Source organism: Pseudoalteromonas sp. SCQQ13 (assembly GCF_015864415.1).
GTDB classification, from domain to species: domain Bacteria; phylum Pseudomonadota; class Gammaproteobacteria; order Enterobacterales; family Alteromonadaceae; genus Pseudoalteromonas; species Pseudoalteromonas nigrifaciens.
Window position 1 is genome coordinate 17,775 of record NZ_JADYXG010000014.1, and the last position, 17,563, is coordinate 35,337.

Annotated in this window: 17 protein-coding genes and 1 pseudogene; 15 read left to right on the forward strand and 3 right to left on the reverse strand. The window is 38.8% G+C overall.

Annotated elements, in window-relative coordinates:
• Window positions 1–167: 167 nt before the first annotated feature.
• Window positions 168–1,463 (forward strand): DcaP family trimeric outer membrane transporter, encoded by a 1,296-nt coding sequence (locus tag I6F41_RS12140; protein WP_197108554.1) that lies wholly within the window; start codon window positions 168–170, stop codon window positions 1,461–1,463.
• Window positions 1,464–1,973: 510 nt separating this feature from the next.
• Here I6F41_RS12140 and I6F41_RS12145 read toward each other — a convergent pair.
• Entirely contained in the window at window positions 1,974–2,540 is a 567-nt protein-coding gene (locus I6F41_RS12145) for a TetR/AcrR family transcriptional regulator (protein ID WP_197108556.1), read from the reverse strand.
• 184 nt (window positions 2,541–2,724) lie between these two features.
• Here I6F41_RS12145 and I6F41_RS12150 point away from each other — a divergent pair, with 184 nt between their 5' ends.
• The 13 genes from I6F41_RS12150 to I6F41_RS12210 all read left to right on the forward strand — a co-directional run bounded on the left by I6F41_RS12150 (window position 2,725) and on the right by I6F41_RS12210 (window position 14,850).
• Window positions 2,725–3,555: an alpha/beta fold hydrolase gene (locus I6F41_RS12150; protein ID WP_197108558.1), complete on the forward strand. Its 831-nt coding sequence runs from the start codon at window positions 2,725–2,727 to the stop codon at window positions 3,553–3,555.
• 6 nt (window positions 3,556–3,561) lie between these two features.
• Window positions 3,562–3,876, forward strand: a complete 315-nt coding sequence (locus tag I6F41_RS12155) for a bifunctional 3-phenylpropionate/cinnamic acid dioxygenase ferredoxin subunit (protein ID WP_197108560.1) — start codon at window positions 3,562–3,564, stop codon at window positions 3,874–3,876.
• Window positions 3,873–5,117: an NAD(P)/FAD-dependent oxidoreductase gene (locus I6F41_RS12160; protein ID WP_197108562.1), complete on the forward strand. Its 1,245-nt coding sequence runs from the start codon at window positions 3,873–3,875 to the stop codon at window positions 5,115–5,117. Before I6F41_RS12155 ends, I6F41_RS12160 begins: the two co-directional genes overlap by 4 nt.
• Window positions 5,118–5,144: 27 nt before the next feature.
• Window positions 5,145–6,032, forward strand: coding sequence for a VOC family protein (locus tag I6F41_RS12165; RefSeq protein ID WP_197108564.1), 888 nt, complete (start codon window positions 5,145–5,147; stop codon window positions 6,030–6,032).
• A gap of 22 nt (window positions 6,033–6,054) precedes the next feature.
• Window positions 6,055–6,837, forward strand: coding sequence for a 2-keto-4-pentenoate hydratase (locus tag I6F41_RS12170; RefSeq protein ID WP_197108566.1), 783 nt, complete (start codon window positions 6,055–6,057; stop codon window positions 6,835–6,837).
• Between the two features lie 10 nt (window positions 6,838–6,847).
• Window positions 6,848–7,789 carry an acetaldehyde dehydrogenase (acetylating) gene (locus I6F41_RS12175; protein ID WP_197108568.1) on the forward strand — a complete coding sequence of 314 codons (942 nt, stop codon included), beginning with the start codon at window positions 6,848–6,850 and terminating at the stop codon, window positions 7,787–7,789.
• Window positions 7,790–7,792: 3 nt separating this feature from the next.
• Window positions 7,793–8,815 carry a 4-hydroxy-2-oxovalerate aldolase gene (gene dmpG, locus I6F41_RS12180; RefSeq protein ID WP_197108571.1) on the forward strand — a complete coding sequence of 341 codons (1,023 nt, stop codon included), beginning with the start codon at window positions 7,793–7,795 and terminating at the stop codon, window positions 8,813–8,815.
• A 68-nt stretch (window positions 8,816–8,883) separates the two neighbouring features.
• A complete protein-coding gene (locus I6F41_RS12185; RefSeq protein ID WP_197108573.1) occupies window positions 8,884–9,807 on the forward strand; it encodes an NAD(P)H-dependent flavin oxidoreductase in 924 nt (307 codons plus the stop codon).
• Window positions 9,800–11,650, forward strand: coding sequence for an AMP-binding protein (locus tag I6F41_RS12190; RefSeq protein WP_197108574.1), 1,851 nt, complete (start codon window positions 9,800–9,802; stop codon window positions 11,648–11,650). Before I6F41_RS12185 ends, I6F41_RS12190 begins: the two co-directional genes overlap by 8 nt.
• A 30-nt stretch (window positions 11,651–11,680) precedes the next feature.
• Window positions 11,681–12,985 carry an aromatic ring-hydroxylating oxygenase subunit alpha gene (locus tag I6F41_RS12195; RefSeq protein ID WP_197108576.1) on the forward strand — a complete coding sequence of 435 codons (1,305 nt, stop codon included), beginning with the start codon at window positions 11,681–11,683 and terminating at the stop codon, window positions 12,983–12,985.
• Between the two features lie 28 nt (window positions 12,986–13,013).
• Window positions 13,014–13,547 (forward strand): 3-phenylpropionate/cinnamic acid dioxygenase subunit beta, encoded by a 534-nt coding sequence (locus I6F41_RS12200; protein WP_197108578.1) that lies wholly within the window; start codon window positions 13,014–13,016, stop codon window positions 13,545–13,547.
• Between the two features lie 21 nt (window positions 13,548–13,568).
• Complete coding sequence (locus I6F41_RS12205; protein WP_197108581.1) at window positions 13,569–14,342, forward strand: SDR family NAD(P)-dependent oxidoreductase; 774 nt, start codon at window positions 13,569–13,571, stop codon at window positions 14,340–14,342.
• 97 nt (window positions 14,343–14,439) lie between these two features.
• On the forward strand, window positions 14,440–14,850 hold the full coding sequence (locus I6F41_RS12210; protein ID WP_197108583.1) for an acyl-CoA thioesterase: 411 nt from the start codon (window positions 14,440–14,442) through the stop codon (window positions 14,848–14,850).
• 49 nt (window positions 14,851–14,899) lie between these two features.
• Here the strand turns inward: I6F41_RS12210 and I6F41_RS18045 are convergent.
• Window positions 14,900–15,043, reverse strand: a pseudogene (locus I6F41_RS18045) (transposase domain-containing protein); the annotation flags it as partial.
• 122 nt (window positions 15,044–15,165) lie between these two features.
• Entirely contained in the window at window positions 15,166–15,309 is a 144-nt protein-coding gene (locus I6F41_RS12215) for a hypothetical protein (protein ID WP_197108584.1), read from the reverse strand.
• 351 nt (window positions 15,310–15,660) lie between these two features.
• Here I6F41_RS12215 and I6F41_RS12220 point away from each other — a divergent pair, with 351 nt between their 5' ends.
• Entirely contained in the window at window positions 15,661–17,562 is a 1,902-nt protein-coding gene (locus I6F41_RS12220; protein ID WP_192532837.1) for a TonB-dependent receptor domain-containing protein, read from the forward strand.
• Window position 17,563 lies beyond the last annotated feature (1 nt).

Consider the following 17,563-nt stretch of genomic DNA (forward strand, 5'->3'; position numbering starts at 1 on the left):
CATAAAAATTGTAAATTTTTATGCTTCAATTGTTTAATTCTTGTTAAATACATGTGTGTATGTTAATTTTTGTTTTGGCAGTAATGTATTACTGTTTCAATTAAAGTTAGCGGTTAAATAAAATGAAAATAAATATCAAATAAATCATAAGTATAGGGTTGAATTAAATGGTTAATAAAACGAATTTAAAAATAACACTGTTGCTATCTGTTTTTTTAAGTGCATATGTGAATGCTTCTGGCAGTGATCGGGTCGATGAAATAGAAAAAAAAATAGAGCTACTTCAGCAATCTTTACTGGAAGTTAAAAAACAACAAAATACTCATGATAAAGTTGAAAAAGATCTTTTATCAGCAACGCCAGGATATTTTTCTGTTTTAGGCTCTGAAACAGAATTTAAAATAAGCGGCTTCGTTCATTTAGATGCGGGAGTAATGGAAAGTGGTTCTGGTATTAATAATACAAACTTTTCAACTTATGCACCCATACTTAATGGAACAGTGATAGGCAGCGATAAAAAAGACACATTTGATATGTCAATACGTCGCAGTCAGTTGCGACTTAATACAAAAACTCCTATAGAAGATAAATCGATACAAACACATATCGAAGTTGATTTGCTCGGCAGCGGTGGTGATGAAAACTTTACAAATAGTTATGATGTTCGAATTCGACAAGCATATGTTACATACAATGGTTGGTTAATAGGTCAGACATATACTAACTTTTTAAACTTTGCATCATTAGGAGAGATTGCCAACCTTGGTCAGCATGCTAATGCTCTTTTCATTAGACAGACTCAGGTTAAGTATACAAGTAAATTTGAGGGAGGTAGCTGGAGTGTATCTGCTGAAAACCCGTATGAAAGCAAATCAGTTACAATATCAGGTGACATAAAAGATACAAATAAAGATGACCAGCTAATTCCTGATTTAATTGGTCGTATAGACCTTAAAGGTGATTGGGGAACCGCAGGTATCGCTATGATGGCAAGAAAGCTTGTGATGGATAATAGTGAGCCAGGAAGTGTTGATGATTCGACAATAAGCGGAGCTGTGAGCATGACTGCTCGGTTTCCTATTTTTAAAGGTAGTGTTGGGTTACAAGCAAACTATGGGGCACTAGGGCGCTACTTAGAGTTAGGACCTTACCCTGACTCATATGTTGAAAATGGTGAGTTAAGAGCTTTCCTTGCTAAAGGTGCTTCAGCTGTTTACGGTCATACTTGGAGGCCAGGTCTTAGGTCGACTCTCGCATTAGCTTATACAGCTTCCGCTAAAGATTTATCTTACTTTTCTCCATCTTCTATAGATAAAACCTCATCACTGCAAGCTAATGTGTTTTGGGACCCAATCAAAAAAACAACATTCGGTTTAGAGTATGGCCTCTATGGTATAGAGCTAGCTAACGGATTAAAGCAAGATGTTTATCGCTGGCAAATGACGGCTCAATATAACTTTTAACGTATTCACTCTTTGAAGTGTTTAGGTTGAGCTGCGCTAAGAATATTGCAGCTCAACCTTTTCTACATGTGAACGACCCCGCAACATTATGTCGCTCTGAATACGGACTGTGTCAGTTTTATTAGTGAATTATGGAAGAGCTTATTTGTTAACAATTAAGCGTTTTTATTTTGCTTTTAATCTATTTAAAAGGATGAAAATACACAGCTGTATTTTATTTTTTATTTAAATACAGCTGGATTTCATCATTTAAATGAAGAGTATATATATTTATAAAGCTTTTATATTTGTAAAGTAATAAAAAGACAGGGGGAGGTAGTTAACTGGTGTCAGCATATAAAGTCATATTAAAGCTATGTATTTAGGAAGGAGGACTCTTGCGAACAGGGGCCAGCATAACCATTGCTCGCGCTGGTAGCGACAAGAGTCGAGGCTGTTTATTTTATCGAGGCGTGAAAAACAACTTTTTTTATTAGATTTAACACTGTTTTATGCTGCATAGTTGATGAATTATAATAAAGTATTAAACACTTTCTCTAGGTGGCAGCCATCCATATTAATCCCCACAACTTTATATCCCTGCATTGTATAATAAAATCGATAGGCTTTAATTTCAGCTTCTTCTTGATCGCAACCTAATGATTTAAAATTATCGGATATGAACTTAAGTCTATGATTATCAACTTCATTAATGGTTTCCTTTACGTTTGCATCATGTTGCGACCAGTTGCGAATAGCTAACTCTAAAGCCCCCCCATTAATGCTTTTAATATTTTTATGTGGAAGGAAAAATAGCTCTCTGAGTTGTTCCTTAGCTGTAAAGTTTGCATCACTTAATCGCTCTATGATTGCGTTAGTGGATCTGACTCTCCAGCTTGTTAGTAGTTGTTCAAATAACTCCTCTCTTCCACTGAAATGCCAATAAAAACTTCCCTTTGTGACTTTTAATTTTTTTGCTAAAGGCTCCACTTTTACAGCTGAAATACCAAACTTAGACAGTTCACCCTCTGCCATATCTAACCAATCTTTGGCTGTTAGTTTGTTTGATTTTGAAGGCTTTTCATTTGTTATAGCCATTACATAAGCTCCTTTTTTTTGAGAATAATTGATTGTATTCCATTTGGAGTAAAAAAATCAGGCTTTATGAATAGAATTAAAAAACATACGCCACCGTATTGACAGTTGTGTATGTTTGGATTAGTGTTGCTTAAAAGTAAACAAGTTACGTAATTGTGATTATTTATGTTAGAGGTGAATGGGAATGAGAATAATTGATTCAGGTAAAGGTAAAACAATTGAAGCTTTTGGGTTGCAGACAAATTATCTAGAGCTAGGTGAAGGAGAGCCATTAATTTTATTGCATGGCTCAGGTCCTGGTGTTTCTGCAAGTACAAATTGGCGCAAAGTAATGCCAGAGTTAGCAAAACATTTTCGAGTTATAGCGCCAGATTTAGCCGGCTTTGGTCACACAGAAAGAGCAGAAGGTTTTTCTTATGACATAAAGCATTGGGGCAAACATTTATTAGGCTTTTTGGATGCATTAGGTATTGAAAAAGCTCACGTTATCGGAAATTCATTTGGTGGCTCTCTCGCACTAGCAACTGCAGCACGCTTTCCGGAGCGATTTTCAAAGCTTTGCTTAATGGGTACTCCTTGCGATAAATTTTTCATGACACCTGGGCTTCGCTCTGGTTGGGATTACACGCCATCTCTTGAAAATATGCGTAAAGCAATGTCACATTTTCCATTTTCAGAAAAAACGATAACGGATGAACTTGTTGAAGAGCGCTATCAAACTAGCCTTATTCCAGGTGCTCAAGAAGGCCTACGTAAGTTATTAGTAAAACCAAGTGAAGACGGTGAGACGGCGCTTTCAGGTATGCCTGAGCATGTAGTGGCTAAAATAGCTCACCCTACACTTGTCTTACATGGTCGTGAAGATAAAGTTGTTCCGACTGAAATGGGGCTAAAACTCGGTCGTTCAATGCCTAACGCTGATATGCACATTTTTGCTAACTGTGGACATTGGGTTATGGCTGAGAGACCAAAAGAGTTCTTGCAGCTTGTAATTAACCACTTTTTAGCAGAGTAGGGCGGCATGACCATGTTTTATGTTTGTAAATTAGACGACTTGGAAATTGGTGATTCAATTAAGCTTGAACAGTATAAGCCACCTATTGCAGTAATACGTGGTGAAAGTGGTCAAGTATATGCAATTGATGACACTTGTACGCATGCTGAAGCATCTTTTTGTGATGGTTTTGTTGAAGGTGATACGGTTGAGTGTCCTCTTCATATGTCAGTTTTTTGCCTCAAGACTGGTGCGCCAGATAATCCGCCTGCAATTAAAGCGGTTGCGACTCACATCGTGAACATAAAAGATGGGGATGTATTTATAGAGGTGCAAAGATGAGTACTGTGAACTCGGTAATTATCGTTGGCGCTAGCGCTGCAGGTGTGAGTTGTTTAAGAGGGCTTCGTAATCGCGGGTTTACTGGCAAAATTATACTTATCGACAAGGATAAGCATGGTGCTTATGAACGGCCTCCACTCTCTAAGCAAATTCTTTTGGATCAAAAGCTAAAAAGTGAAGACATATCTTTAATAACAACAACTGAATTATCTGATCTAAACATTGAAAGTTATTTTGGTGAGTCGGTAACCTATGTACTTCCCGATTTGCGTAAGGTAACTCTTGAATCTGGAGTTGAGCTTGCTGCTGATGCGATTGTGCTAGCAACAGGGGGAGAGGCTCGACGATTACCTATAGAAGGTTCTGCATTAACTAATATATTTGTTCTTCGTCACTTTCAAGACGCTGTAAAATTACGTGAGAAATTATTACCCAACTCGCGAGTTGCAGTAATTGGTGGTGGGTTTATTGGTGCAGAAACATCAGCCTCGCTTTGCAAGCTAGGTGTTTCAGTTCATTGGTTGGATGCAGCAGAGCTACCGCTGGCGCATATATTACCTTACGAATTATGCGAAAAAATAGTCAATAAACATTGTGATGATGGGTTAAACCTTATTACTAACTGCCGAATAAAAGAGTTTGTAGAGCAGGACGATGGCAGCCTATCTATTTTATTTAATGATGACAGAGAATCGTTAAATGTTGATGCGATTGTTTTAGGCGTTGGCATGGCTCCTTATACCCCTTACTTCTCTGAACAAGTTAACGCAAAGATCTTAAATAAAGCCAAAGGTGGGATTGAGGTTAATGAAAGCCAAGAGTCTAAATACCCAGGTATTTATGCTGCTGGAGATGTTGCAGCAATAATTCAAGGTGATGGCTCGGTAATACGTCATGAGCACTGGCAATCTGCACAGTTTCAAGGAGAACGTACAGCAACTTCAATTCTTAATATATCACTTCCCTCAGAGCCCGTTGATTGGTTTTGGTCAGATCAGGGGGATTTACATATTGAAATGGCTGGTGTGTTTTTACCCAATGAGCAGCAGTTAGTTGTTAGGAATGAAGGGGACTGGCCGGTGTATTTTAGTGTGTTGAACAATCGTGTTGTTGGTGCTGTAAGTGTTAATAACCCTAATGCGGTGCGCGCAGCTATGCGAATGATTAAAAACGCAGTAACTGTAGACGTAGCACAACTTGAGAACACAGACTTGCCGTTACGTAAATTAATGCGTGGCTAAACAAAAACTATAACGTTGGACAAATATATGTCAGAAATTAAGGCTTTAGGCTACCTCGGCTTTTCTATCTCCGATCCAGATGCATGGAAAAGATATGCAGAAAATATACTCGGAGTTAGTGTTACTGAAACTGATAATGGTGATATGTACCTCAGAATTGATTCGTATGCATGGCGAATCCATTTAAAAAAATCAGATCATGATCAACTGGATTACATAGGTTGGGAAGTGAGTGATAAACAAAATCTGGAAAATTTAAAAAGACGTTTAACAGAACAAAAAATAGTATTTGAAGTTGGCTCAGATGAATTAATAAAAAATAGGAAAGTAAAAGACCTAATTACTTTTTATGACCCAGATGGTACATGTTGCGAAGTGTTTTATGGGCCTTTACAAGAAACGAATAAACCATTTGTAAGTCCAAAAGGGTTCCGCTTTATTACAGGTGATCAAGGACTTGGGCATATTGTCCTCATAACTAAAGATCATGATGCGCAAGAAGCATTTTATACTGATTTTTTAGGCTTTAAGTTATCAGATTATATTAATACTGAGGTTGTGCCAGGCAAGCCCTTTAATATTTCATTTTTGCGTTGTAACGGGCGTCATCACTCGTTGGCACTTGCTCCGGTTCCGATACCTGCAAAAGTTGCACATATTATGTTTCAAGTAGACAGCATTGATGATGTTGGCCGTGCAATGGATGCGGCAGAAAAAGATGGAGTACATTTCTCATTTACTCTAGGGCGCCATTCGAATGATGAAATGTTGTCATTTTATACAATGACTCCATCAGGTTTTGACGTTGAGTTTGGATGGGGAGCAATAGAAGTCGATGACGATACTTGGCATGTAAAGGTGCACCATACTAATTCAGCCTGGGGCCATAAATTTCAGCGTCCTCCGCGTAAATAATAATTATATAAGAGTCATGATCATGAGCAATAAAACCATTTTAAGTTTATCAAAGTTACTTTCTGATGCGTATGAAGGAGGTGCAGTTGCACCTTTAAGAGAGTTGGTCGAATCTGCAGATATTTCGCTAGCATATCAAATTCAGCAAGAAAACCATCTCCGTTGGAGTGAAGAAGGCCGTATAACAATAGGTCGAAAAATAGGACTGACATCGAAAGCTGTTCAGACTCAACTAGGTGTAGATCAGCCAGACTATGGCATGGTTTACGCTGACACTTGTTATGGCTCGGGCGCTCAATTATCAGTATCTAAATTTTTACAGCCTAAAATAGAAGCTGAAATAGCGTTTGTCCTAAAGTCTGATTTAGATTCAGAAAGTTTAACTATAGTAGACATCATTAATGCTATCGATTATGCAGTGCCAGCCTTAGAAATTGTTGATAGCCGTGTAGAAAATTGGGATATCACTCTGTTTGACACTATTGCAGATAATGCGTCGTATGGCGGGATTGTAATGGGTACAACTCCTGTTCAATTAAGTCAATTAGACCTTGAGAACTGCACTATGAAACTGTTTCAAAATAGTGAATTAGTATCTGAAGGTGAAGGACGTGCTTGCTTAGGAAACCCATTACTAGCGACCCTTTGGCTAGCTAATACCATGATTAAAAATGGCCTACCACTTCGAGCAGGTGATGTTGTGTTATCAGGTGCTTTAGGCCCAATGGTGCCTGTTCAAGCTAAGAATGCATTTACCGCTACCATTGATGGCTTAAACACTGTCTCAGTCACTTTTACAGAATAGGAGAAGAAATATGTCTACTAAAACAAAAGTTGCCATTATTGGCTCTGGGAATATTGGGACAGATCTGATGATTAAAATTTTAAGGACATCTGATGCTCTTAAAATGGCTGTTATGGTTGGAGTTGATCCGAGTTCTGATGGTTTGGCACGCGCAAAGAATATGGGAGTAGCAATTACTCATGAAGGTATCAAAGGGCTAGTTGAAATGCCTGAATGGCAAGAAATAGGTATTGTCTTTGATGCAACTTCAGCTGGAGCTCACGCAACACACGCAAAAATTTGTAATGAGGCGGGTAAAGTTATTGTGGATTTAACACCGGCGGCAATAGGTCCATTTATTGTTCCAGCGGTTAATGGGGACGCAAACCTTGAACAGTTGAATGTCAATATGGTGACTTGTGGAGGACAGGCGACTATTCCTATCGTTCATGCAGTTTCTCGTATTTCTCCCGTTATTTATGCAGAAATAATTGCTTCAATTTCCTCTAAGTCTGCTGGACCAGGGACACGTGCGAATATTGACGAATTTACAGAAACTACTTCACAGGCAATTGAAAAAGTTGGTGGGGCAAAAGTAGGTAAGGCGATAATAGTACTTAATCCTGCAGAGCCTCCGATGATAATGCGTGACACTGTTTTTACTTTCTCTGAAGGAGGAAGTGAAAAGGAGATTACGCAGAGTATTGAAGACATGGTTAAAGCTGTTCAAAGCTACGTGCCAGGGTATCGTTTAAAACAAAGCGTACAGTTTGAGTATTACACAGAAGAAGAACCATTATACCTTCCTGGTATAGGTGCATTAAGTGGAGTGAAAACGTCAGTCTTTTTAGAAGTGGAGGGGGCAGCTCATTACTTACCATCTTATGCGGGTAATCTGGACATAATGACTTCTGCGGCACTTAAAACAGCTGAAAAAATTGCCATTGCTAGATCTTTACAAGGTGGAGAGTAACCCATGAATAATAAAAAACTATATATCCAAGATGTAACTCTGCGAGATGGTATGCACGCAATCCGTCATCAGTACAGTACAGATCATGTTCGAAGCATAGCTAAAGCACTGGAAGACTCAGGTGTTGATGCTATTGAAGTCGCTCATGGAGATGGCCTAAGTGGAAGCAGTTTTAATTATGGTTTTGGTGCACATACAGATTGGGAGTGGCTGGAAGCTGTTGCTGATGTGCTAGAAAAGTCGGTGCTGACAACTTTATTATTACCCGGAATAGGATCAGTAAAAGATTTAAAGAGGGCTTATAACTTAGGTGTACGATCTGTACGTATTGCAACACATTGCACTGAGGCTGATGTTTCAAAACAGCATATTCAAACAGCCCGTGAAATGGGTATGGATACTATTGGCTTTTTAATGATGTCTCATATGGTTTCCCCTTCAGAGTTAGCGAAACAAGCAAAGCTAATGGAGTCGTACGGTGCAACAACTGTTTATGTAGTTGACAGTGGTGGTGCTATGAATATGAATGATATTAGCTCTAGAGTGAAAGCATTAAAAGACACTTTAGACGTAAATACAGAGTTAGGAATTCACGCTCACCACAATCTAAGTTTGGGTGTGGCTAACAGTATAGCGGCAGTCGAAAACGGTGTGAATCGTGTTGATGCGTCCCTAACAGGTATGGGGGCTGGTGCAGGAAATGCACCATTAGAAGTATTTATTGCTGCAATCAATCGCTTAGGCTGGAGCCATAACTGTGATTTATACAAGTTAATGGATGCTGCCGAAAACTTAGTAAGACCACTTCAAGATAGACCGGTACGTGTTGACCGTGAAACTTTAACATTAGGTTATGCGGGTGTTTATTCAAGCTTTTTACGCCATGCTGAAAAAGCAGCAGAGCGTTATAAAATAGATGTTAGAGAAATCCTAGTCGAAGTAGGAAAGCGAAAACTGATAGGTGGTCAAGAGGATATGATCGTTGACGTTGCACTGGATTTAATAAATAGCTCTAAGGGGAAATAATTATGACAGATCGCGCAATCGTATCTTCACTTTATAACTCAATGAAGCTACCTACAATCGTTGCTCCTATGTTCCTCATATCAGGTCCAGATTTGGTAATAGCTGCTGCAAAAGCAGGAATAATAGGGTGTTTTCCGACACCAAATGCTCGAACAATTAATGATTTAGAAGAATGGTTAGAGAAAATAAAATCTGAGCTTAAAGGTACTAAGCAGGAAGGCATGTGGGCAATTAATATGATTGTTCATAAAAGCTATGACCGATTCGAAGCCGAAATGGCCTTGGTTGAGCGTTATAAGCCTAAATTCGTTGTTACCGCATTAGGTAGTCCTACCCGAGTACTTGATAGAGTTCATGCTTTTGGCGGAAAAGTGTTTGCTGATGTTATTAATATGGAACAAGCAAAAAAAGCCATCGCGGCTGGGGTTGACGGTCTTATCCTAGTGTGTTCTGGAGCCGGCGGACATACAGGAAAGTATTCACCATTTTCATTTGTTGAAGAAGTCCGACGTTTTTACGATGGGCCTCTGATTGTAGGTGGTGCAATGCAAAGTGCTCGTTCTATTGCTGCACTAATCGCACTAGGCGCTGACTTTGCTTATATGGGGACTCGATTTATCAGTTGCCCTGAAAGTTTAGTTGTTGATGAATACCGCGACATGCTTGTCAGTTCATCAATGGATGATGTTGTTACATCTGATGTTGTTTCGGGGGTAATGGCCAATTGGCTCAAGGCTAGTCTTAGTAAAGCTGGTTTTGATTTGAAATCAAAGAAAGGCAGTACCGAAATTGATTTCTCAGATATTCAAGGCGAAGGAAAAGCGTGGAAAGACACTTGGGGAGCCGGACATGGTGTTAGTGCAACGCAGAATATAGAAACGGTTAAAGAGATAGTGGATTCGCTAGTAGATGAATTTGCACTCTTACAACCGAGTTTAGCTAATGAGTTGTCACGTTGGCCTAAGCACTCTGAGGATAATAAAAATGATTGAACGTAAAATAAAAATTATTCCTGAAATTCAGCTTGGATCTCACAACGTTATTTCGGATAAAGGCGCTGAAGGTGCAATAATTTTACGAAATAAAGAAGAACTAAGTCTTGATAATCATACAATGCTTGATTGCTTGGATTTCTGGTCTGAGAGAGCTCCCAATACAGTATGTATGCGAGAGCGAACTTCTGATGGTTGGTCAGAGATATCATATAAGGAGTTTTTATCACGAGTAAAGGGAGTTGCAGCTAATTTAGGAACGCTTGATATCTCTGCAGATAAGCCACTTATGATCATAGCTCCTAATTCCATTAATCACGCTTTAGTAGCCTTTGCTGCAATGACAATTGGTGTGCCAGTAACCCCTGTTTCAATAGCATACGCTCAGCATGGGGATACATTCGAACGGCTCGATAATATTATAAATATTGTCAAACCAGGAGCAATTTACTTTAGTGATACGAGGTTCTTTAAAAAAGCAGTAGATGTCCTTCGTCAAAAACACGATATTCAATATATTGCGTCGTACTCAAATATAGATGATATACCAGCAGTACGTGACTTACCAAAAATTAGTGATGAGGAAGTTGCAGTTAAAAGAAGTGAAGTTACACAAGATACAATCTGCAAAGTATTGATGACTTCAGGATCTACAGGACTTCCAAAGGGGGTTATTAATACTCATCGTATGATGTATAGCAATCAAGTGGCACTTTATAAAATGTGGCCATTTTTACAAGATATGACCCCTAATTTAGTTGACTGGTTACCTTGGAGCCATACGTTCGGTGGAAATGTTTGTATCAATATCACATTATTTAATGGCGGCACACTGACTATTGATGATGGTAAGCCTATCCCTGGCCAAATTGGCCGCACGATCGAAAATATTTGTTTAATAGAGCCAAACATTCATTTCAATGTACCAGTTGGTATTGAAGCGCTACTCGCTCAGTTTGAAGATGATCATAGAGTTGCACGGAAATTCTTTACTTCAGTTAAGGTTATTTTTGTTGCAGCAGCGGCGTTGCCTGAGAAAACAAGAAATCGATTGACTTCTTTATCTATGGAGCTTGTCGGAAAGAGTCCTAAGTTACTGGCCGGCTGGGGCTCTACAGAAACAGCCCCGTTTTCTACGTGCTTGAATTTTGAATCAGATCTATCAGTAAATATCGGTGTTCCAATGCCAGGAACTGAAATAAAACTTACGAACTCACAAGATAAACAGGCATTAGCTGTACGAGGACCGAATGTAACCCCAGGATATTGGCGTGATGAAAAAGCCACTGCAGCCGCTTTTGATAAAGATGGCTTTTATTCTATGGGGGATGCCGGGCGATTAGTTAATGAAGATGAACCTTCAGAAGGGTTAGTATTTGATGGACGCACTTCAGAAAACTTTAAGCTAGGATCAGGTACATGGGTTAATGTTAATCAAGTTAGACTTGCAATCGTAACTTCACTTAAACCTTACTTTTTAGATGCTGTAATCACTGGACATAATCAGGCAGATATTGGCTTGTTACTTGTTCCAAATATGACTTACCTAGAAAAGAAATATAATTTAACAGAAGAGCAGCAAATCTCATCGTACTTGCAAACTATAAATGAGCTTATTGAATCTGTTGTAAAGCTATTAAAAGAATACAACGAAACTCATTACAGCAATAGTACTAGAGTTTGTCGGTTTGCTTTTTTACCTCAACCTCCATCCATTGAGAAAAATGAAATTACAGATAAAGGTTACCTTAATCAAAGAGTGCTATTAGGTAATTGGTCTGACTTAGTTGATAAAATGCACAATAAAGAAAAAGCATCATCTATCAACTTCTACTCATTTTAAGAAACTAATAAAGAACACAGAGGATTAATTATGTCGATGAATATAAAGTCACTTATCGACCATGAAAATGGGTTAATTGATAGACGCATTTTTTGGGATAACGCTATATACCAACAAGAATTAAAGCAAATATTTGCTCGTTGCTGGCATTTTGTAGCACATGAGTCACAAGTTAAATCATTTGGTGATTTTATCACCACTTATATTGGTGAAGATGCTGTTATCGTAGCTAGAGCTAAAGATAAGAGTATCAATGTAATGCTTAACTCTTGCCCACATAGAGGGAATAAGGTTTGTTTTGCAGGGGAAGGGAAAATCCGTTCATTTGTATGTAACTACCATGGTTGGGCGTTTGGGTTAGACGGTAAACTAAATGGAATGCCTGAAAATCAATTATACGATAATACAGAAGGCTTTGATAAATCTGATTGGGGGCTGCATAAAGCGCGAGTAGAAACTTATAAAGGTTTAGTTTTTGCTACATTTGATGAGGAAGCCCCTTCTCTTGGTGATTATCTTGGTGATTTTAGATGGTACATGGACGCCATTCTTGATATCGATGATAAAGGAACTGAGTTCATTCCAGGTACAACTCGATCATTATTAAAATGTAATTGGAAGTATCCGGCTGATAACTTTGTTGGTGATATCTATCATGCATTATGGACTCACCTTAGCGCTGCAGAATCCACACTGAAAAGCTCTGGTGGAATACATGTATCGAATGAAAATTCATATCAAAGTAGCGTTAATGGGCATGGTTGGGAGTTTTCGTTAGCAAACAACTTCGGAAATGCTGCGACAATGGGTGATAAGGAAATCGTGAAGTACTTACGTTCTCGTGAAGAAAAGATAAGTCAACGCCTCGGAAGTGTTCGTGCAAAAATGATCGGCTCTGTTGCATCAGGCGCTATTTTTCCAAATTTCGCATTCCTGCCCGGGTATTTAACGTTTAGAACCTTTTTACCAAAAGGGCCAATGGAGACTGAATTACATAGTTGGACATTAGTACCAAGTGAAGCATCTGATGAAATCAAAGATCGCTGGCGTCTAGGAGCTATGCGTACGTTTTCTCCCAGCGGTATTTTGGAGATGGATGATGGTGAGAACTGGGAGCATGCAACAATCGGTAATTCAGGTTATGTAACTCGTAATCAAAAGCTTTGCTATCAAATGAACCCAACTAAAGGTGAAAGTATACCAATCGATTTACCTGGGATAGTAACTAAGGGTCAACTTAATGATGCTAACCAACGACTATTCTTCAAAAGGTATGCTGAATTTATGGATGCTAAAAGTTGGGCAGATATCCCACTAGCAAAACCGCAATTTTAGTAAGGGTATAAAAATGACTAAAGATCAATTGCTAGCGCTTGACGCTAAAGGTAAACATGTTGATATCGAAACTTTTTTTTCAATCCAACAGTATATTAACAAAGAAGCTTACCTGTTAAATAATGAAAAGCTTGATGAGTGGTATAACAGCCTTGAAGAGGATCTAATTTATTGGGCTCCCTTGCGTGAAAACATCTTGCGAAGAAACCGCACACCCGAAATAACGACTTTTAGGGTTCCGCTTTTCGAAGAAAGTAAAGACTCAATAGCTATGCGATTGAGACGTAATGATAGTGGTATGTGCTGGACAGAAGATCCACCAACGCGCCAAGTAACGGCTATATCTAACCTGGAAGTATTCCATACAGATAAAGTCGATGAGTTTGAAGTTCATACTGTTTTTACTTTATATAGAAGTCGATTTGAGCGTGATGATTCTACGTTAATGGGTCGCCGGAAAGATATTTGGCGTAAAGTGGGTAATGATTACCGGTTATCGGGTCGACTTATTCTACTACAACAATCTACGTTATTGACTAAAAACTTAAACGTATTTATGTAATTTAAAGGTGGTATTAGGCATATGTTACTTAATAGACGCGTAGTTGTAACTGGAGCAGGCAGTGGTATTGGAAAAGCTATTGTTAAACGTTTTTTAAAGGAAGGTGCTTGTGTTCTCGCAGTAGTGCGTAAACCAGAGCAAGTAGAAGAGTTTGCTTCGCATAAAGACTTCTCATTTGTAGTAGGTGATGTGAATGATTATTCAACAAATGAATTAGCCGTTACTTCCGCTATAAAAAAGTGGGGAGGTCTAGATGTGATGATTGCAAATGCTGGCGTTTGGGATTTTTTTAAAAAATTACAAAAAATGTCAGTAACAGAGCTTGAAGATGGTTTTTCGCAAATAATGTCTACAAATGTAAAGGCTGTACTAATGGCTGCACATGCGAGCTATTCAGAATTAAATAAAACCAATGGGTGCTTGATCACAACTGGTTCTAATGCATGTTTCCGCCCTGGTGGCGGAGGCCCACTATACACAGCATCCAAATACGCATTAAGAGGGATTGTTGGTCAATTAGCTTTAGATTTTGCACCTAACGTTCGAGTTTGTGGAGTTGCGCCAGGCGCAACAGATACTCCGATCAGTGGAACAGATGCATTAAATCAGCGACAGAAATCAATGAATTCTGATAGGTCACGTTTAGATTCAATGGGACAGCATATCCCACTAGGACGGGTATCTTCTCCTGAGGAGCATACAGACTTATATGTGATGCTAGCAAGTGCTAATGGAGCAAGGTACATAACAGGAACTATTTTAGTAAGTGATGGTGGCTTGACTGCAGGGCAATAATCTTTCATTTATCAAACCAAAACCCCCTTCATTTCCTTTCCTGAACATGTAAAAGAAATGAAATGAAGGATGTCAATTATTCATAAAGGTTTTAAATATGACAGAAGTTATAATCAGAGGGTACCATCTAGATGGTTATCAGCATGTAAATAATGCACGTTACTTAGAGTTTTTAGAGGAAGACCGTTGGGCTTGTATGAGTGAAGAGCTAGAATACTTTTCACAGCAGGGTGTGACATGGGTTATTGCTAATATCAATATCAATTATCGCTTACCTGCAACTTTAGGGCAAAGTCTTATAATTAAGACTACTGTTAGCAAAATTGGTAACAAGAGTGGGGTTGTTACTCAAGTCATCCAATGTAAAAAAACGAATAACGTAGTTGCAGATGCAGAAATTACATTTGTTCTATTTGATGTAAAGACCAAAAAAACCACTCCTCTCGTTGATCACTTCTTGGAAAAGTTATTAACTTGTCAGAAAAGGTTAAGTGATTCTGCTATTTAATAACTCCGCGTTTGCCCGCAACCTTATCAGGTGAGGGTGTTGCCAGGGCTTATGGTGAATTGTATGTAAACGTCCGGCGATCTCCACCTGGATTCCAAGGCAATAATCGTTTTATATCTGGCTCAGACTGACAAAGCTCATCGAGGCAATGCATGATGTAATCAAATGGCGTTAAGCCGTTGAATTTCGCAGTTTATACCGAAAGAAAAACTGGTAATCCCCCCGAAAAATAATAGATGCCAAACGTAGAATTTTCTCTTATTGTAAACACAGGAGAAAATTATGAAAAAAGCACATTTTACAGACAGTCGTTAGCTATACGCTTACCATCCAGTATATCAATGCGCCTGCTGAACGTTCAGAAATACCTGCTTTCGCAGCCGCGATAACTTGGCTATTACGCTTTCTATGTTTCATATAAATAGTGACCTGCTGATCAGTGATTCGTGTTCCCGGCACAGTGAACTCCTCTGTTCTGCTGTACCGAACTTTATCAGATCAACCGGACACCGTAATTGTCGCTTAATAGATTTAGACGAATACTTGTAATAACCATTTGGTTTACCACTTAATACTTGAATGTAAGTACAAATAGAAAGGTTGCGTATAGAAATTGTACTATCTTAACAGTGATACGTTACGTGTATCGTAAGCGTTTAGTAAATGAGCACTACTTGATTAGTGTTATAGTATATCATATCATTGGTGGCGCTTAGAAAACTAATTAGCTTCCATTTGAGTTTAGCCACTCAAATTCTTTTAACTTAATTACATCAATTACATGATGTTTTGATATGTTGTATTATAACAATGAAAAAATTTATTTATACACTGCTTTACCTAACACCGCTCTTATTTTCAAATAACGGCATAGCCACTGAACAAGGCATGGAACAGATCGTTGTCACATCTACATCAACAGAAAAGTTCTTGAGTGAAGCGCCTGCAAGCATCAGTGTTATTACACAGAATGATCTTAATCGTCGAGTTGTTATGGATTTATCCGATGCTCTACGCGGCCAAACCGGAATAAACTTAAGCGCTGTTGGTTTCGGACGTAAAGGAATTGAAATTAGAGGGATGGATTCAGATCAAACCTTGGTTCTAATCGATGGCCAGCGAGTGGGTGGGTCATCCGATTTAATTGCTCATTCAAATTTCGAGCTTAGCTCGATTCCAGTTAATGATATTGAACGGATTGAAGTTGTTAGGGGGCCTATCTCTGCTTTATATGGTTCAGATGCATTGGGTGGCGTGATCAATGTTATAACTAAAAAAGTATCAAAAGACTGGCGTAGTTCGTTAGCCGTTACGGGTGGTCAACAACTTTCAGATGAAGATGCTCAAAGTTATAGTATGAGTGCCTCAACTTCTGGTTCGGTAACGGATGATCTTAGCATTCGGGTTTCTGCAGTACGTGAATATCAGCAAGATGTTGCAAATCGTGTGGATCCAAATCGTTCAGATATTGAAGGACAGAAAACAGATAATTTACGGCTGAGAATGACTTGGGCGGCAACGGATAATCAAACAATTGATGCTATGGTTGCAGTGGTTGATGATTACCGTTGGCATGATACTGCTTTAAGGGCTAATTATTACACTTTTAAAGATGATATTTCTCGTTTGCAATTATCGTTACAGCACCAGGGTTATTGGTCGTGGGGTGACTCTACAATACGCATGTACCGTACTGAAGTAGATCGTGAAAATACGCGCACAAATAATATTTCAGTTACAAGCCCAAGTGAAATAACAGAAGATATTACAGATTTTAAGTTGGGTACTTCATTGGGGGGACATCAGTTACATTTTGGTGGGCAATGGTTACGACAAAACCTTAAAGATAGTGTCGTGAATGACTCTGGAGAGAGGCTATCTATTCAGAAATCTGCTTTTTTTCAGGACGATTGGGCGCTCAGCGATGATTTATCTCTGTTGCTAGGAGGACGGTTTGATCAGCATGATATGTATGGCTGGGAAACGAGTCCTCGCGTATATATGGTTTGGAGTAAGGGGGATTGGGTATTTAAAGGTGGTTATGGAGAAGGGTTTAAAGCTCCGAGTTTGAAGCAACTTTCAGCTGAGTATGAAACGTCTGCGGCGGGAGGCTTATTTTATATTGTAGGTAATCCAGAACTACAGCCTGAGACGAATAAGTCGTATGAGCTATCGGCACGGTATGGAAAAGAAAGCTGGAATATTACAACGACTTTATTTACAACAAAAGCAGAAGATTTAATTGAGACTTTTTGTATTTCTGGCTGTGATGGTCGCGGTGCGTTACGTAATTATCGAAATATTGAAAGTGCTACGTTATCGGGATTGGAAGTGAGTGCTTTTTGGCGAATTTTTGACGATTTAAGTGCAGCAACAAATTTTAACTACCTTGATGCGCGTAATGATAGTGAAGATAAAGCGCTAAGAAATAAACCAAGGACGTCTGGTTATGCTGAGTTGGTATGGAAACTCAGTGAGAATATAGACACTCAATTACGCTTAGAGCATGTTGGCGAGCAATACCTTGATGATGCAAAACTGCCAGGCTATCAATTGCTTCACTTAAGTTCTAACTATCGTTTAAATTCACAGTGGTCAATTCGTGCCAGTATTAACAATCTAACGGATGTTTATTTACTTGATGAATCTGAGCAATTTGAGTTTGTTGAACAAGGTCGTACGTTGTTTCTTAGCGCGCAGATGAGTTTTTAAC

Bases quoted from the DNA above. Each gene is read 5' to 3' on its own strand.
- I6F41_RS12210 (WP_197108583.1), top strand. From the start codon at position 14,440: ATGACAGAAGTTATAATCAGAGGGTACCATCTAGATGGTTATCAGCAT.
- I6F41_RS12140 (WP_197108554.1), top strand. From the start codon at position 168: ATGGTTAATAAAACGAATTTAAAAATAACACTGTTGCTATCTGTTTTT.
- I6F41_RS12165 (WP_197108564.1), top strand. From the start codon at position 5,145: ATGTCAGAAATTAAGGCTTTAGGCTACCTCGGCTTTTCTATCTCCGAT.
- I6F41_RS12145 (WP_197108556.1), bottom strand. From the start codon at position 2,540: ATGGCTATAACAAATGAAAAGCCTTCAAAATCAAACAAACTAACAGCC.
- I6F41_RS12150 (WP_197108558.1), top strand. From the start codon at position 2,725: ATGAGAATAATTGATTCAGGTAAAGGTAAAACAATTGAAGCTTTTGGG.
- I6F41_RS12205 (WP_197108581.1), top strand. From the start codon at position 13,569: ATGTTACTTAATAGACGCGTAGTTGTAACTGGAGCAGGCAGTGGTATT.
- I6F41_RS12170 (WP_197108566.1), top strand. From the start codon at position 6,055: ATGAGCAATAAAACCATTTTAAGTTTATCAAAGTTACTTTCTGATGCG.
- I6F41_RS12190 (WP_197108574.1), top strand. From the start codon at position 9,800: ATGATTGAACGTAAAATAAAAATTATTCCTGAAATTCAGCTTGGATCT.
- I6F41_RS12175 (WP_197108568.1), top strand. From the start codon at position 6,848: ATGTCTACTAAAACAAAAGTTGCCATTATTGGCTCTGGGAATATTGGG.
- I6F41_RS12185 (WP_197108573.1), top strand. From the start codon at position 8,884: ATGTTCCTCATATCAGGTCCAGATTTGGTAATAGCTGCTGCAAAAGCA.
- I6F41_RS12195 (WP_197108576.1), top strand. From the start codon at position 11,681: ATGTCGATGAATATAAAGTCACTTATCGACCATGAAAATGGGTTAATT.
- I6F41_RS12220 (WP_192532837.1), top strand. From the start codon at position 15,661: ATGAAAAAATTTATTTATACACTGCTTTACCTAACACCGCTCTTATTT.
- I6F41_RS12160 (WP_197108562.1), top strand. From the start codon at position 3,873: ATGAGTACTGTGAACTCGGTAATTATCGTTGGCGCTAGCGCTGCAGGT.
- I6F41_RS12155 (WP_197108560.1), top strand. From the start codon at position 3,562: ATGACCATGTTTTATGTTTGTAAATTAGACGACTTGGAAATTGGTGAT.
- dmpG (WP_197108571.1), top strand. From the start codon at position 7,793: ATGAATAATAAAAAACTATATATCCAAGATGTAACTCTGCGAGATGGT.